Here is a 13024-nt window from a genome sequence, read left to right on the forward strand (position 1 = left end):
TTCATGAGCACGCCGTTCATCACATCCGGCAGCAGACTGCTGCAGAACAACCGGCGCGGCAGCGGGAACAACCGCTACCGTCGCCAGGCCTCGCCCCTGCGCAAGCTGGAGCTGCCACGGTTCCGGGGCGGATTCTCAGTTCGCATGCCGGGTGTGCCCGTGATGACCGGTGTCTGGCAGTGGGGCGTGAACCTGTTGCTGTGGCCGCTGTTCATCATCGCGGCCAGCTGTGCCTGTCTGCTGCTGTATCGCTACGTGACCTCGCACGAGTATTTCACCCTGCGGGAGATCGAGGTCAGCGGCAACCGGCGGTTGACCAGCTCGGAAGTGATGCAGGCCGGTGGCGTGCATCTGGGGCTGAACACCCTGGATCTGGCCATGCATGACGTACGGGGCAAGCTGCTGGGCAATCCCTGGATCGAATCGGCCACGGTAACCCGCGAGTTGCCGGCCACCTTCCGGTTGACCATCGTGGAACGCGAACCCCGCTGGTGGGTGCAGCAGGATGAGGGCATCTTCTATGCGGACGAGCAGGGCCGCATTATCGCCCCTGTGGAACCGCGGGGTTTCACCTCCTTGCCGCTTATTCGACTTGAAGATACGGACCCCTCCATGCTGACGGTGCTGAACCGGCTGCGGCAGATGGCCGAGTCGAAAAAAATGCCGTTCACCATGCAGGCCGTGGGCTGGGTGCGGCTTTCCGCCGGCGGGGGGGTGGAGATGCATCTGGAGCCGCAGGACATCACCGTGGCCATGGAGTCGCATGACCTGCTGTCGCAGGTGGCCAGGCTCAAGGCGGTGTGGGGCGATCTGACCCAGCGCAATGAGCTGGAACGGGTGACGGCCATTCGCCTGGCCGGGGAAAAATTGTGGGTGGAGCGCAGCGGGCCGGCGATCGGAGCCAGCCCGGCAGCCCCGAAAAAGTTGAACAAGGGCCCGCAGGCGCCCAAGAAAGCCGCCAAGTCCTAGGACCGGCGGACGCAGCAGAAGCACGAGGCAAGGAGAAGCCATGTCCAAGTCCGATCTCATCGTAGGTCTCGACATCGGCACCACCAAGATTTGCGCCGTGGTGGGAGAAGCCACGCCCGACGGTGTGGATATCGTCGGCATCGGCACCAGCCCCTCCACAGGGCTGCGCAAAGGCGTGGTGGTGAACATCGAGCAGACCGTCCAGTCCATCAAAAAGGCCTTGGAAGAGGCGGAGCTCATGGCCGGCTGCGAAATCAGATCGGTCTATGCCGGCATCGCCGGCAGTCATATCAAGGGCTTCAACAGCCATGGCGTCATTGCCGTCAAAGGCGGCGAGGTGGGCGAGAAGGATGTGGAACGGGCCATCGATGCCGCCAAGGCCGTGGCCATCCCCCTGGACCGGGAAGTGATTCACATCCTGCCCCAGGAATACATTGTGGACGACCAGCGCGGCATTGCCGATCCGCAAGGCATGAGCGGCGTGCGGCTGGAAGTGCGGGTGCACATCGTCACCGGCGCAGTGACCAGCGCGCAGAACATTGTTCGCAGCTGCCACAGATCAGGGCTTGACGTCGCGGACATTGTGTTGGAATCACTTGCGTCTTCCAAGTCTGTGTTGACGGCGGAAGAGCGGGAGATCGGGGTGGCCCTGGTGGACCTGGGCGGCGGCACGACGGACATTGCCGTCTTTGCCAATGAATCCATCAAACACACCGGCGTGCTGGCCCTGGGCGGCACGAATCTGACCAACGACATCGCCTTCGGCCTGCGCACGCCCATGGCCGCGGCGGAAAAGATCAAGGTCCGGTACGGGTGCGCACTTGCAGATTTGGTGAAAAAGGACGAAACCATTGACGTCATGAGCGTGGGCGGGCGGGACTCCCGCCGTCTCTCGCGCCGGGTGCTGGCCGAGATTTGCGAACCACGGATGGAAGAGATTCTTTCCCTGGTGGATCAGGAGCTTGTCCGCTCCGGATTCAAGAACATGATCGGCGCGGGCGTGGTGCTTACTGGCGGCACGGCCCTCATCGAAGGCTGCCAGGAACTTGGCGAGCAGATTTTCAATCTGCCCACCCGGCTGGGATACCCGCAGCATGTGGGCGGGCTCAGGGATGTGGTCAACAGCCCCATGTACGCCACGGCGGTGGGGCTGCTTATGTACGGTGCGGAGAAGGAAGGTCTGGAACACAAGTTTCGCATTAGGGATGCGAACGTCTTCAACCGCATTCTGGGGCGGATGAAGAAGTGGTTCTCGGACATTTCGTAAGGTTTCTGGGGAAACAACGTGCAGCATGGGGATTTGCAGGAGGGAGTTATGGAGTTCCAAGAGCTTGAAGGCGAACAGATGGCCAAAATCAAGGTCATCGGCGTAGGTGGCGGCGGCGGGAACGCCGTGAACAACATGATCGCATCGGCCCTCAAAGGCGTGCGCTTTGTGACGGCCAACACCGATATCCAGGCCCTGGCGCGTTCCAAGGCCGAATTCAAGATCCAGCTGGGTGAAAAACTCACCAAGGGGCTGGGCGCTGGCGCCAACCCCGACGTGGGCCGCGACGCCACCCTGGAATCCATGGATCAGGTCAAAAAAATTATTGGCGATGCGGACATGGTCTTCGTCACCGCCGGCATGGGTGGCGGCACCGGCACCGGCTCCGCGCCGGTCATCGCCCAGTGCGCACGCGATCTGGGCGCCCTGACCGTGGGCGTGGTGACCAAACCCTTCTACTTTGAAGGCAAAAAGCGCAAGGAATCCGCGGAACGCGGCATTGCCGAGCTGCGCCAGCACGTGGACAGCCTGATCACCATCCCCAACGACCGCCTCCTGGCCCTGGCGGCCAAGAAGGCCACCTTCATCGAAATGCTCAAGAAGGCGGATGAAGTGCTGTACTACGCCGTCAAGGGCATCTCGGACCTGATCATGCTGCCCGGCCTGATCAACCTGGACTTTGCGGACGTGAAGGCCGTGATGGGCGAGATGGGCCTGGCCATGATGGGCACGGGCATTGCCCGGGGCGAAAACCGCGCCCGTGAGGCAGCCATGAAGGCCATCACCAGCCCGCTGCTGGAAGACGTGTCCATCGAGGGCGCCAAGGGCGTGCTCATGAACATCACCTGCGGCCCCGACCTGACCATCGACGAGGTCAGCGAAGCCGCGTCCACCATTTCCGAAGCCGCCCATGAAGATGCCCGCATCTTCTTCGGCACGGTGTTCGATCAGGATTCCACGGACGAAATGCGCATCACGGTCATTGCCACGGGCATCGAAACCGCGGCGGAAATGGCCCACAACGCCATGCCCGGCATGGCCCAGGGCCTGACCCGCGCCCAGCTGCTGCAGGGCCGGGAACCCGGCGGGCATGGCGGTCCTGGCGGGTATGGCGGTGGTGGCGGTGGCAATGTCACCCCCCTGCGTGGCGGCGCCAAGCAGCCTCCCCGGCAGGCCCCGCAACCCCCCGTGCGCGGTGGCGGCTACGGTGGCCCTGCCGGCGGTGGCGCGCCCATGGCGCATGAAGGGCTCTCGCCCATGACGCCAGGCCTCAAGGCCCGCAAGCAGGCCGGCCTGGAAGACGAATGGTCCATCCCTGCCTACCTGCGCTACCGCAAGGGCCAGGAAGAAGCCAGCATGGGCCAGATGAGCCCCGGTTCCCATGTTCCGGGAGAAGACGACTTCGTCTTCGATGAGGAGGAATTCGAGATCCCCTCATTCATCAGGAAGCAAGCGGACTAGGCTCCCCACCTGGATCCGCGTGCCTCGGGGCCAGTGGTGGCAGCACCAACGGCCTCAGTCGCACTCCATACCCCCCACTCCCCGAGTCGGCTTGGCGGAAGCGGCCCCAGACCGCACCGCCAAGCCCGACCGGGCGAAGTCGGCGCCCCCAGCCTCAGGCCGGGAAGGGCGGTATCTCCCCTGCGCTTCTTCATCGCGCGCTGTTTCCTGTTCTCAGAACGGGACCCGACGCTCCATGCGAGTGGCCATGCGAGTGGCCATGCGAGTGGCCCTCTTCTCCTTCACACGCGGTGAGGGAGTGGAAGAGGGGTCACGGTTTGTGTTTGGCCTGTGCCACCAGTCTCCATATGACGGCCTTGGAGGAATGGTTGTGGGAACGACCCGGGGGAAGCGGCTTGTCTTCTTCAGATGTCGCTTCCAGCCCGCAGATTTCACACCGATAGATCCCCGAGTACGGTGCCGGGTCCCCAGGGTTATGCAGGGTGTCGAAATCAATACGGTCTGACTTTTTAAAGTAGGCGAGATTATTGATGATAGGCATAATGACCTCGGCGATGGTAAAGGTTTCATTCAAACCAAACAGTAAAGATATCAAAAACGCCAAGCTAATAAATTTAAATTTGTTGAAGAATATTCGCCGGTGCACTGGCCAGTCGGAAATACGAAGAAAACCCCGCCAGGAGGGTCCTGACGGGGTGGAGGTGGCGATGCGGCGGCGATGGCGGCGCTATTTGATGCCCAGCTGGTCCTTCAGGTAGGCAAAGTCCAGGTTGGCTGAGACCAGCTGCGCGCCCTGCTTGATCTTGATCACCGCACGGAGCTTGTGGCGGGTGAGGATGGTTTCCATCTTTTTGGCCACGGTAAAGGTATCGTCCCGGACCACGATGATGGGGATGGAGAGGACTTCGGAGCGGGTCAGGATGATGTCGTTGGGATAGAGGTTGCCGGTGAGCACCAAGCAGGGGCAGGCGCCTTCCAGGGCCACCAGCTGCACGTCGGAACGGTCCCCGCCCACGATGACGGCAGAGTTCTTGTTCTTGCGGAAGTGGGTCATGAAGTTCTCCACCTGCATGGTGCCGATGAGGAAATTCTCCACGACCTTGTCAGCCTTGTTGTGGGCGGAGATGATCTTGCCGCCCAGGCGCTCGGCCAGCTCGCCGACCTTGATGGCCCCCATGAGCGGATCCTTGGGGATGACGCCGACCACCTTGACGCCATTGTTTTCCAGGAACGGCTTGATGAGGGTCTCGACCTCATTCATGTAATTGGGCGGGATATCGTTGAGGATGCAGCCGGCCATGGCGTCGCCCAGGGTGTCGCGCAGAACCACGAGGTAGTCGTAGTTGAGTTCCTTGCGCAGGCGGTCGATGACGATGCACTTGAGGCCCAACTCGCGGACCACGCGCACGCCGTCCAGGCGGGAGTAGCGGCCGGAATACATGGACCCGGAACCGGCCACAAGCATCACATCGCGGTCTTTCTGCAGCGCATCGTAGGCGGCCTGGATGTCTGGCAGGCGGTCGGGCTCCTGGCCGCTGAAGGCGCGGACCTTGAAGTCCTGGGTGACGACCACGGGCGTGACCCTGGCCGGATCTTCCTTCAATCCCAGCACATCCTGGACGAAGAAGGCGTCTTCATCGCCAAGCTTGCCGTCCACTTCCTGGGGCATGGCGCCAACGGGTTTCATGTAGCCCACGTTCAGGCCTTCTTTTTGCAGCCTGAGCCCCATGCCCATGACGATCATGTTCTTGCCCGAGTACCCCTCGGTGGAACCTATGTAAATGCCGGCGGCCATGGCGTTCTCCTTAAAGAAAGGGCGCGGAAAGTCTGTTCGGAAGGCTGTAACAGCATTGAGCGAATCAGCCAAGAGGGAGTTTGTTGAAGTTCCGGGGGTCGGGCGCCGGGGCTGTGCCTGCAGTGTGGCAGGCAGGGCATGTCCAGTGTGAGTCCGCCCGTTCAGGGGTTGACCCTCTGGAGCGAGGAGGTATACCGGAAAAATGCGTGGGGGCTGCCCGACGCATTACCCATGCAACACGTACAACACTCGCCGCAGCGCCAGGGGGGCGTCGCCATGTCGACAGAGCCAACGCGCGACGAATTGCTCGTCACGTTTCAGAATCGTATTCACTACACGTTTTGCGAAGTCAAGTTGCTGGATCAGGCTCTGACGCACAGCTCCTGGGCCAATGAGCACGGTGGCAAGGAGCCGCACAACGAGCGCCTGGAGTTTCTGGGGGATGCGGCGCTGGAATTATGCGTGACCCAGGAACTCTTTGAGCGGTTTCCTGACGAGCGCGAAGGGGAGATGACCCGCATGCGGGCGCGGCTGGTGAGCCAGCCTTCCCTGAGTGGGGCGGCGCGGCGCATCGGCCTGGATGGCTGCCTGCGCCTGGGACGAGGCGAGGAAAGCCAGGGCGGCCGCGAGAGGGCCTCGCTGCTGGCCGATGCCATGGAGGCCGTGATCGGGGCCATCTTTCTGGATGGAGGCTTTGAGCGCGTGCGCGAGGTGCTGCGGGAACTGTTTGCGGAAAGCTGGCCCGTGGCGGTGGAACGCAACAAGGTGAAGGATTTCAAGTCGCATTTACAGGAGCTGACGCAACGGTGCTACAAGGAGCGCCCTGCGTACCGCCTGCTCTCGGCCACCGGGCCCGAGCACGCCAAGGTGTTTGAGGTGCAGGTGACGCTGCCTACTGGCGTGGCACTTACTGCCACCGGCCCGAGCCTGAAGCGCGCGGAGCAGGCCGCCGCCCGTGCGGGGATAGAACTGGTGCAGCGGGAATGCAGACTGCCATAAAAAGAGAACGAGCATTTCGGGATGACTGCACTGCGAAGCAGCCTGGCATGTTGTGTAATTGCCAGGGAATGGCAGCTGATTGATGGTTCAAACAATACAAGCGTGCATGGTTGCCGCGCCAAAAGAACAACAGGGACCCGTCCCGCCAGGGGATGAGTCGCTTGACATATTCATATCCGCGGGGATATCCCTTAGATACAGCTGGGAATGATCGTGCAGCGGGGAACATCCTTAACCTTGTACAGTGAGGAGGGTGTTTTGTATGAGCATTCCAAACAAAAGCAACAAGGGCTGGGCGGACATCGTCTCAGGGAGGACCAAACATCAGCTGAAGTTTCTGGCCGCCAAGGTATTGCTGGGGCGACTGGTGCACGCGGCGCAGGAAAACCCTTCGCCAGCGGTAATCAGTGCGGGCGTGGAGCAGTTGCATGAGCTGTATTCCAAGAATGCGCACATGCCCAGCGTGCAAGAAGACATGAAAACCATATTTGGATAAAAGGGGGTGGTCATGAGCCAGAACATGCTGAACATTGCCGAGGCAGGGGATGCCATTGCCAGAGGACGGGTGCTGTTGTTGGCCGGGGACGAATCCGCGCTCAAGGCCTTGCCCCGGGGCAACTGGATCGGCGGCACCATCCCATATTTCATGTCTTCCGAATACGGTGGGGTGGCCACCAGAGAACAGATTTTTGCGACGGATTTGACGGATCTGGCCGCCGGCTGGGAGATCCAGCGCTACGATGCGGAAACCGTAGCGCAGGTGTATGTGAATGCGCCGGAAAACGGGTGCAGCTTCATCCTCATTCCTGCCTCCAGCCCCACCCACCTTTCTTTTGCCCTCAATGCGCCCAATTACGAGCAGTTCGGCGTGCGTCCGCTGGTGGGATGGATTGCCGGGGTGCACCTGGAGGATCTGGGCAAGCAGAGCCCCAAAGTCATCAATGGCCAGACAGGGGAACAGGTGGAAGACGGCGCCCTGGTGCTGGCCGTAACCCTGCCTGCCGGCAAGGCCGCCTCCCTGGGCATTATCAACCTCTTTGAACAAGGCGATGGCGACTCGCTGACCTTCCCGGAAACCGGCTTTGCCACCAAGGATGTGTTCGTGAATGGCAAACGCCGCAACTTTGCCGAATACATCACGGAAAAACAGCTGGATACCAAGCTGCCCCTGGTGGCGGACTACTATGGCGAGTCCGTGAACATCAGCTTCCAGAGCGTGGATGCAGCGCAGGGGCTGGTGCAGTTCTATGCCCCCGTGTTCAGCGGCATCCGATACAAACACGCCCGGCCCGTGCCCGACTATGTGCACGATTTCAAGGCCAGACTGGCTGGAACCGGCAGTGTGGAAGCCTCCCAGCTGATCTTTTCCTGCAACTGCATCCTGAACTATCTGTATTCAGAACTGGAGAGCAAAAAGACGGAACCCTTCACCGGGCCGATCACCTTTGGCGAAATCGCGTATCAGCTCCTCAACCAGACCCTGGTGTATGTGGAACTGCACGACGTGTAAGCCCGACGGGGTGTGATGCGGGGGGATGCTGCCAGCAGACCGCGCACAGGGTACTCGCAGGATACGCAGCGGCTGCGCATGGGTAAGCGGCATGTCCGCAGGGTAGAGGAACGGTTGCGCGTTGACTCCTCGTTTGAAACATCCTATCCCTACCCGTGTAGGTACAGTCAGCGTTGCTGACAACGCTGTGTGCAGGACTAATCCCATCGAAACGAGCACTTAGGGGCGAGTGGGGGGAGCAGGCATGAACATTCCAAGCGCAACCAACGAAGCCTGGCTGCGGATTGTGATGGGCAAGGAAAAGCATGCCCTCCGGTTTCTGGCAGCCAAGGTGCTGCTGGGCCGGCTGGTGCACGCCGTGGAGCAGGACCCCTCGCCGGAGAACGTTGCCGACTGCATTACCCAGCTGTACCAGCTGTATGCCTCCAATCAGCACATCCCCAAGGTGCAGGAAGACTTGCGCACCATCTTCGGAATTCGTTGAGAAGGACACGCAGGCTCCACACATTGGAGCTCCCTCCCCGGCCGGGCCGGTGGCGCCGGCCGGGGAGGACGTCCCGGTCATCTGACAAGCTGACTCTCCAACCGTCCGAAAAGTTTATCGTCCGGCACATATTCCATCCGACAACAACTCCAGTTCGAGAGGCCGGCAGTCGTCAGGCATTACTCAGTGCGTCTCAGCGTACGGCCTAGCCGCCGCCGATGAGCTGCATGGCCAGACGGGGCAGGCTGTTGGCCTGGGCCAGCATGGCGACGGCGCTCTGGGTGAGAATCTGGTTGCGCACGAATTCCGTCATCTCGGTGGCCACGTCCACGTCGGAGATGCGGGATTCGGACGACTGCAGGTTTTCAGCCTGGATGGAAAGGTTGGTGATGGTGTTCTGCAGGCGGTTCTGCAGGGCGCCCAACTGGCCGCGGATGGTGTCCTTGGACACGATGGCCGAGTTGATCATGGTCAGCATGTGCTGGGCCGCGCTCTGGGTGTTGATGCGCCGGTGGCCGTTGATGGTGGCATCCCAGAAGCCCAGGGAGGAAGCCGTGGCGCTGCCGATGTTGATGAAGTAGTAGTCTTCCGCCGAATCGTTGCCGGTGCCGAAGTGGATCTTCAGCGGTCCGGTGGACTCAATGCCGTTGCCGCGGTGCGACTCGGCCAGGGTGAGGTTGGGATCGGCAGAAAGCGTGCCATCCAGCAGTTTGACGCCGTTGAAGTCCGTCGCGTTGGCGATACGGGTGATTTCCGACATCATGGCCTGGAACTCGGAGTCGATGAGGATACGCTGATCCGAGTTATAGGTGCCGGTGGCGGCCTGCTCGGCCAGTTCCTTGAGGCGGATGAGCTTTTCGTCAATGACCTGCAAGGCCCCGTCCGCGGTCTGGATCAGGGAGATGGCGTCATTGGCGTTGCGCACCCCTTGCTGCAGGGTGGAGATGTCCGCGCGCATGAGTTCGCGGATGGCCAGACCGGCGGCGTCGTCCGCCGCGGTGCCAACCCTCAGGCCCGAGGAAAGGCGACGCGTGGAGGTGGAAAGCCGTCCATAGCTCTCCCCAAGGTTCCGCGCGGCGTTCATGGCCATGAGGTTGTGGTTGATAACCAGGGACATATGCATAACCTCCGTGTTGATGCTTGCCGAGTATTAAGCAAACCTGGTGCCAGAGAGACTTTTGTTAATGGTTTCTAAAGGTTGTAATTTTTTCGTATGCTTGCGTATGGCAAAGCGTCAATTTTTTCCCGGTCCGAGGGCCTTGCAGGGCTGCTGGCGCGGAAAAAATCGCCTCTGCCCCTCAAGTTGTGTCAGGATCTGGTCGATGAAGTAGGAGCAAAGTTCCCAGTGTGGCGGGATGGTCCCGGCATGGGGTGCTTTGGCGCAGGCAAGGTGGTGCTCCATGGCGATATCCCAGGTGAATCAGTCGTCAGGGCCGGGCGCGCGGCTGCAGTCGGGCGCAGCGCCGGCACAGATTGCCGAGGTGGCGTCCTCGGGCACAGCATCCGCAACGTCTGCCGCAATGGTGTCGCGCCTCTTCCGCCAAGGTAGCGGACAGGCACAGGACGAAGAAGGGCCTGGCGGTGGGCAGGGGCACTCTGCAGGCCACGCAGCCCCGGACGGACGGACCGCGGCCGCCGGACCCGGCGGGCAGGCCGACTCGCAGGCCGGAACGCCGGAAGACGCGACCAAGAACATGGCCCTGGATACAGCCCTGCAGCTGGCGGAAAAATACACGGCCTTCCAGGGTGTGGCCCTGGAATTCAACGTCCATGAGGACTCCGGCCGGCTGCAGGTGATTGTGACGGACAAGGCCACTGGCAAACTGGTGCGCAAGATTCCGGAAGACGAATTTCTGTCCCTGGCCCAACGCATCAAGGAATACAATGGCGGCCCGCTGCTGAACGACCGCGCCCTGTGAGGCGCGGCTGCCGGGAGTCGCGGAAGCTGGCGTACGGTAATGCAGGCAGAGGCCGCCGCAGTCTTGGGACTGCGGCGGCCTGTTGGTGTTGAGGCGTGTTTGTGCTGTGAGCGGGCTAGCGCTTGAGCATGATGACTTCGCCGAGCATGGAGTCCGTGGTGGTGATGACCTTGCCGTTGGCGGAGAAGCCGCGCTGGGTGGTGATCATATCCACGAATTCCTTGGCCAGGTCCACGTTGGAGAGTTCCAGTGAGCCCGAGGAGATGGTGCCCATGCCCGAGGAGCCGGCCGGCTGCGAGCTGGTGAGCGGGGCGTCGCGCGTTTCGGAGAACAGGTTGCCCCCTTCGCGGCGCAGGCCGGTCTTGTTGTTGAAGTCGAAGAGCGCGACCTGGTAGAGGTCCAGGGTGACGCCGTTGGAGTACCGGCCCTGGATGACGCCCTCGCTGTTGACGATGATGTTCTGCAGGTAGCCGAAGGTGTAGCCGTCCTGGGACTCGTATTCCGTGGAGGACGAGCTGTCGTAGCTGGTGGTGGCGGCAGCCTGACGTTTGGCGCTGGAGGTGTAGTGGGGGATATCGTCCAGCGTGGTGGCGAGGCCGGAGCCGGTGTTGATATCGCCGATGTCCGAGGCGCGGGAGGATTGCGCACCGGCCAGGGGGTCCACCCAGGAGGTGTTGGGCGCGGCTTCCAGGCCGAAGTTGAGTTCAATGAGCTTGCCAGCGGCGTTGGAGAGCGCAGGCTGCGTGGGAGTGCCGTCGGCATTGACCACCCAGCTGGCGTTGGAGAGCCCGGAGAAGTTGGCGGCAAACATGGGATAGCCATTGTTGGAGATGGCTGTTGGCCGCCAGTAGTCCAGATCCTTGAAGCCGGCGGTGGAGTTGGCGTCGGACTGCAGGGTGTAGGCGGAAAGGGCTTCCAGCTGGCCTGCGGAGTTGAAGGTCAGCGTGCCGGCCATGAGCAGGCCTGCGGCGGAGGTGCCGGCGATGGCGTCGCCAAAGACGCGCTTGTCTTCGTCTGGATTCATGGTGACGATGTATTCCCAGGTGTTGCGGCCATCGGAGTTGGAGACCTGGTCGTAGTACACTGTCAGGGTATGGGGGGAGCCGGCTTCGTCGTACACCTTGATGGTGGTGGAGTATTCGTACTGCAGGGACCCGAGAGGATCTTCAAGGGTGGCGTCCCAGGTCTTGAGCAGGGCGAAGAAGGGATCGACAGGATCGCTGGTGTTGTCGCTGCCGTCCTTGTCGAGCTGGGTGATAAGGGTGACGTTGTTGGTGTGCTGGGGTTCGGCCACGCCGCCTGCTTCCAGCTTGATGTTGGTGATGGACCCCACGCGGCTGACCTGGGTGGCTTCCTCGGAATTCTCGCTGCGCGTGTAGGTGTTGGCCGGCTGCACCGAGGAGGTGGAGAGCCTCCAGCCCTGGAGCACGTAGCCGTTGGTGTCTTTGAGGTAGCCGTTTTTGTCGAACCGGAAGTTGCCGGCGCGGGTGTAGTAGCGGTCTTCGGACCCCAGGGGGGAGACGCCGAAGAAGCCGTTGCCCGTGATGGCCAGGTCCGTGGACTCGTTGGTGGTCTCAAAGGAGCCCTGGGAGAAGTCGCCATAGATGGCGGAAGCCTGGACCCCGCGGCCAACCTGTGCGTTGGGATTGCCGCGCGTGGGGTAGTCCTGGCTGATGAAGTCGGCGAAGTGCATGTGGGAGGCTTTGAAACCCACCGTGTTGACGTTGGAGATATTGTTGCCGACGACGGACATGCGGTCCCCGTGGGCAAGCATGCCGGAAACGCCGGTCCACATGGAAGATGTCAGGCTCATTGCCGTCCTCCTTGACTGCTTTCGTAAAATTCCATGTAAATTTGCTATGGTAAGCTGGCTTAACTGTCAGCCGTGCTGTCGTCTTTCTTCGAGCTGGAACTGGTGTCCGTACCGCTTTCCGCAGCGCCGACCACTTCCTTGATGGAGGCGAAGTCCACGGTGCGGCCGTCCTTGAGCTGCAGGTAGAAGGTGCCGCTCTGCGTCTTGACGCCGGACACCTCGCCGGTGACGTCCATGTTGACCAGGACGAGTTCGCCGTTGGCGCCTTCGCAGGACATGCCCACGCCGTAGATGCCGTTGGCCACTTTCTTGCCATCGTAGTCCGTGCCGTCCCAGGTAACCTCGTAGCGGCCGGCCTGGTGGGGCCCAAGGGCGATGCTCTGGACGAGGCCGCCGGCCTGGTCGTAAATGTTGACGAACCCGCTCTTCATGGGTTCCTCGATTTCGTACCACAGGGAGGTGATGCCCTCGTCGGTCTTGGAGAAGGTATTGCCCGTGGCCACCACTTCCTTGCCGATGAAGCTGACGGCGGTAAGCATGTCCTGCCGCTCGGTGCCCTCGTTGAGGGAGTCCACGCCGTCGGCGATCTTGGTCAGCTGTTCCAGACTGGAGAACTGGGCCAGCTGGGAGGTGAATTCCGTATCCGCCATGGGGTTCAGGGGGTCCTGGTTTCCAAGCTGGGTGACGAGCAGGGTAAGGAACGTGTCCTTGCCGAGTTCATCGGAACCAGTGGTGGAATCCGTATTGGTTTTGTAGGCGGTGCCGGTCAGTCCGAGGCCGCTGGTGACATCGACGAACATGGTGGAC

At 61.6% G+C, this 13024-nt stretch carries 12 protein-coding genes; 8 read left to right on the forward strand and 4 right to left on the reverse strand.

The features are described from left to right. The first annotated feature begins 3 nt into the window (after positions 1-3). The 3 genes from ACYQ00_RS07565 to ftsZ are packed head-to-tail and all read left to right on the forward strand — an operon-like array spanning position 4 to position 3697. On the forward strand, positions 4-969 hold the full coding sequence (locus ACYQ00_RS07565; RefSeq protein WP_460031527.1) for a cell division protein FtsQ/DivIB: 966 nt from the start codon (positions 4-6) through the stop codon (positions 967-969). 40 nt (positions 970-1009) lie between these two features. Beyond that, complete coding sequence (gene ftsA / locus ACYQ00_RS07570) at positions 1010-2236, forward strand: cell division protein FtsA (RefSeq protein ID WP_460031528.1); 1227 nt, start codon at positions 1010-1012, stop codon at positions 2234-2236. Between the two features lie 48 nt (positions 2237-2284). Beyond that, the gene (ftsZ, locus tag ACYQ00_RS07575) at positions 2285-3697 is read left to right on the forward strand and encodes a cell division protein FtsZ (protein WP_460031529.1); all 1413 of its coding nucleotides are present in this window, start codon (positions 2285-2287) and stop codon (positions 3695-3697) included. A 727-nt stretch (positions 3698-4424) separates the two neighbouring features. Here the strand turns inward: ftsZ and ACYQ00_RS07580 are convergent. Further along, positions 4425-5492 carry a phosphotransacetylase family protein gene (locus ACYQ00_RS07580; RefSeq protein WP_460031530.1) on the reverse strand — a complete coding sequence of 356 codons (1068 nt, stop codon included), beginning with the start codon at positions 5490-5492 and terminating at the stop codon, positions 4425-4427. 276 nt (positions 5493-5768) lie between these two features. On the opposite strand from ACYQ00_RS07580, the gene rnc reads away from it, so the two are divergent. The 4 genes from rnc to ACYQ00_RS07600 all read left to right on the forward strand — a co-directional run bounded on the left by rnc (position 5769) and on the right by ACYQ00_RS07600 (position 8485). After that, positions 5769-6491, forward strand: coding sequence for a ribonuclease III (rnc, locus tag ACYQ00_RS07585; protein ID WP_460031531.1), 723 nt, complete (start codon positions 5769-5771; stop codon positions 6489-6491). Between the two features lie 262 nt (positions 6492-6753). Continuing rightward, a complete protein-coding gene (locus ACYQ00_RS07590) occupies positions 6754-6987 on the forward strand; it encodes a hypothetical protein (RefSeq protein WP_460031532.1) in 234 nt (77 codons plus the stop codon). 12 nt (positions 6988-6999) lie between these two features. After that, positions 7000-8001, forward strand: coding sequence for a DUF6976 family protein (locus tag ACYQ00_RS07595; protein ID WP_460031533.1), 1002 nt, complete (start codon positions 7000-7002; stop codon positions 7999-8001). A gap of 244 nt (positions 8002-8245) precedes the next feature. Next, entirely contained in the window at positions 8246-8485 is a 240-nt protein-coding gene (locus ACYQ00_RS07600) for a hypothetical protein (protein WP_460031534.1), read from the forward strand. Positions 8486-8690: 205 nt separating this feature from the next. On the opposite strand, the gene ACYQ00_RS07605 is transcribed toward ACYQ00_RS07600, so the two are convergent. Further along, positions 8691-9602: a flagellin N-terminal helical domain-containing protein gene (locus ACYQ00_RS07605; RefSeq protein WP_460031535.1), complete on the reverse strand. Its 912-nt coding sequence runs from the start codon at positions 9600-9602 to the stop codon at positions 8691-8693. A gap of 283 nt (positions 9603-9885) precedes the next feature. Here ACYQ00_RS07605 and ACYQ00_RS07610 point away from each other — a divergent pair, with 283 nt between their 5' ends. Next, the gene (locus ACYQ00_RS07610) at positions 9886-10404 is read left to right on the forward strand and encodes a flagellar protein FlaG (RefSeq protein ID WP_460031536.1); all 519 of its coding nucleotides are present in this window, start codon (positions 9886-9888) and stop codon (positions 10402-10404) included. A 115-nt stretch (positions 10405-10519) separates the two neighbouring features. Here the strand turns inward: ACYQ00_RS07610 and ACYQ00_RS07615 are convergent, their stop codons facing one another. Both ACYQ00_RS07615 and ACYQ00_RS07620 read right to left on the reverse strand, forming a co-directional pair. Further along, positions 10520-12217: a flagellar hook protein FlgE gene (locus tag ACYQ00_RS07615; protein ID WP_460031537.1), complete on the reverse strand. Its 1698-nt coding sequence runs from the start codon at positions 12215-12217 to the stop codon at positions 10520-10522. A gap of 59 nt (positions 12218-12276) precedes the next feature. Then, positions 12277-13017 carry a flagellar hook assembly protein FlgD gene (locus ACYQ00_RS07620; RefSeq protein WP_460031538.1) on the reverse strand — a complete coding sequence of 247 codons (741 nt, stop codon included), beginning with the start codon at positions 13015-13017 and terminating at the stop codon, positions 12277-12279. Positions 13018-13024: the final 7 nt, after the last annotated feature.

The sequence above is a fragment of the Megalodesulfovibrio paquesii genome (genome assembly GCF_054653055.1).

What these genes read in the sequence shown, in the direction of transcription:
- ACYQ00_RS07610 (WP_460031536.1), top strand. Translation starts at nt 9,886, where the DNA reads ATGGCGATATCCCAGGTGAATCAGTCGTCAGGGCCGGGCGCGCGGCTG.
- ACYQ00_RS07605 (WP_460031535.1), bottom strand. Translation starts at nt 9,602, where the DNA reads ATGTCCCTGGTTATCAACCACAACCTCATGGCCATGAACGCCGCGCGG.
- ftsA (WP_460031528.1), top strand. Translation starts at nt 1,010, where the DNA reads ATGTCCAAGTCCGATCTCATCGTAGGTCTCGACATCGGCACCACCAAG.
- ACYQ00_RS07615 (WP_460031537.1), bottom strand. Translation starts at nt 12,217, where the DNA reads ATGAGCCTGACATCTTCCATGTGGACCGGCGTTTCCGGCATGCTTGCC.
- ACYQ00_RS07580 (WP_460031530.1), bottom strand. Translation starts at nt 5,492, where the DNA reads ATGGCCGCCGGCATTTACATAGGTTCCACCGAGGGGTACTCGGGCAAG.
- ACYQ00_RS07590 (WP_460031532.1), top strand. Translation starts at nt 6,754, where the DNA reads ATGAGCATTCCAAACAAAAGCAACAAGGGCTGGGCGGACATCGTCTCA.
- ACYQ00_RS07565 (WP_460031527.1), top strand. Translation starts at nt 4, where the DNA reads ATGAGCACGCCGTTCATCACATCCGGCAGCAGACTGCTGCAGAACAAC.
- ACYQ00_RS07620 (WP_460031538.1), bottom strand. Translation starts at nt 13,017, where the DNA reads ATGTTCGTCGATGTCACCAGCGGCCTCGGACTGACCGGCACCGCCTAC.
- ACYQ00_RS07600 (WP_460031534.1), top strand. Translation starts at nt 8,246, where the DNA reads ATGAACATTCCAAGCGCAACCAACGAAGCCTGGCTGCGGATTGTGATG.
- ftsZ (WP_460031529.1), top strand. Translation starts at nt 2,285, where the DNA reads ATGGAGTTCCAAGAGCTTGAAGGCGAACAGATGGCCAAAATCAAGGTC.
- rnc (WP_460031531.1), top strand. Translation starts at nt 5,769, where the DNA reads ATGTCGACAGAGCCAACGCGCGACGAATTGCTCGTCACGTTTCAGAAT.
- ACYQ00_RS07595 (WP_460031533.1), top strand. Translation starts at nt 7,000, where the DNA reads ATGAGCCAGAACATGCTGAACATTGCCGAGGCAGGGGATGCCATTGCC.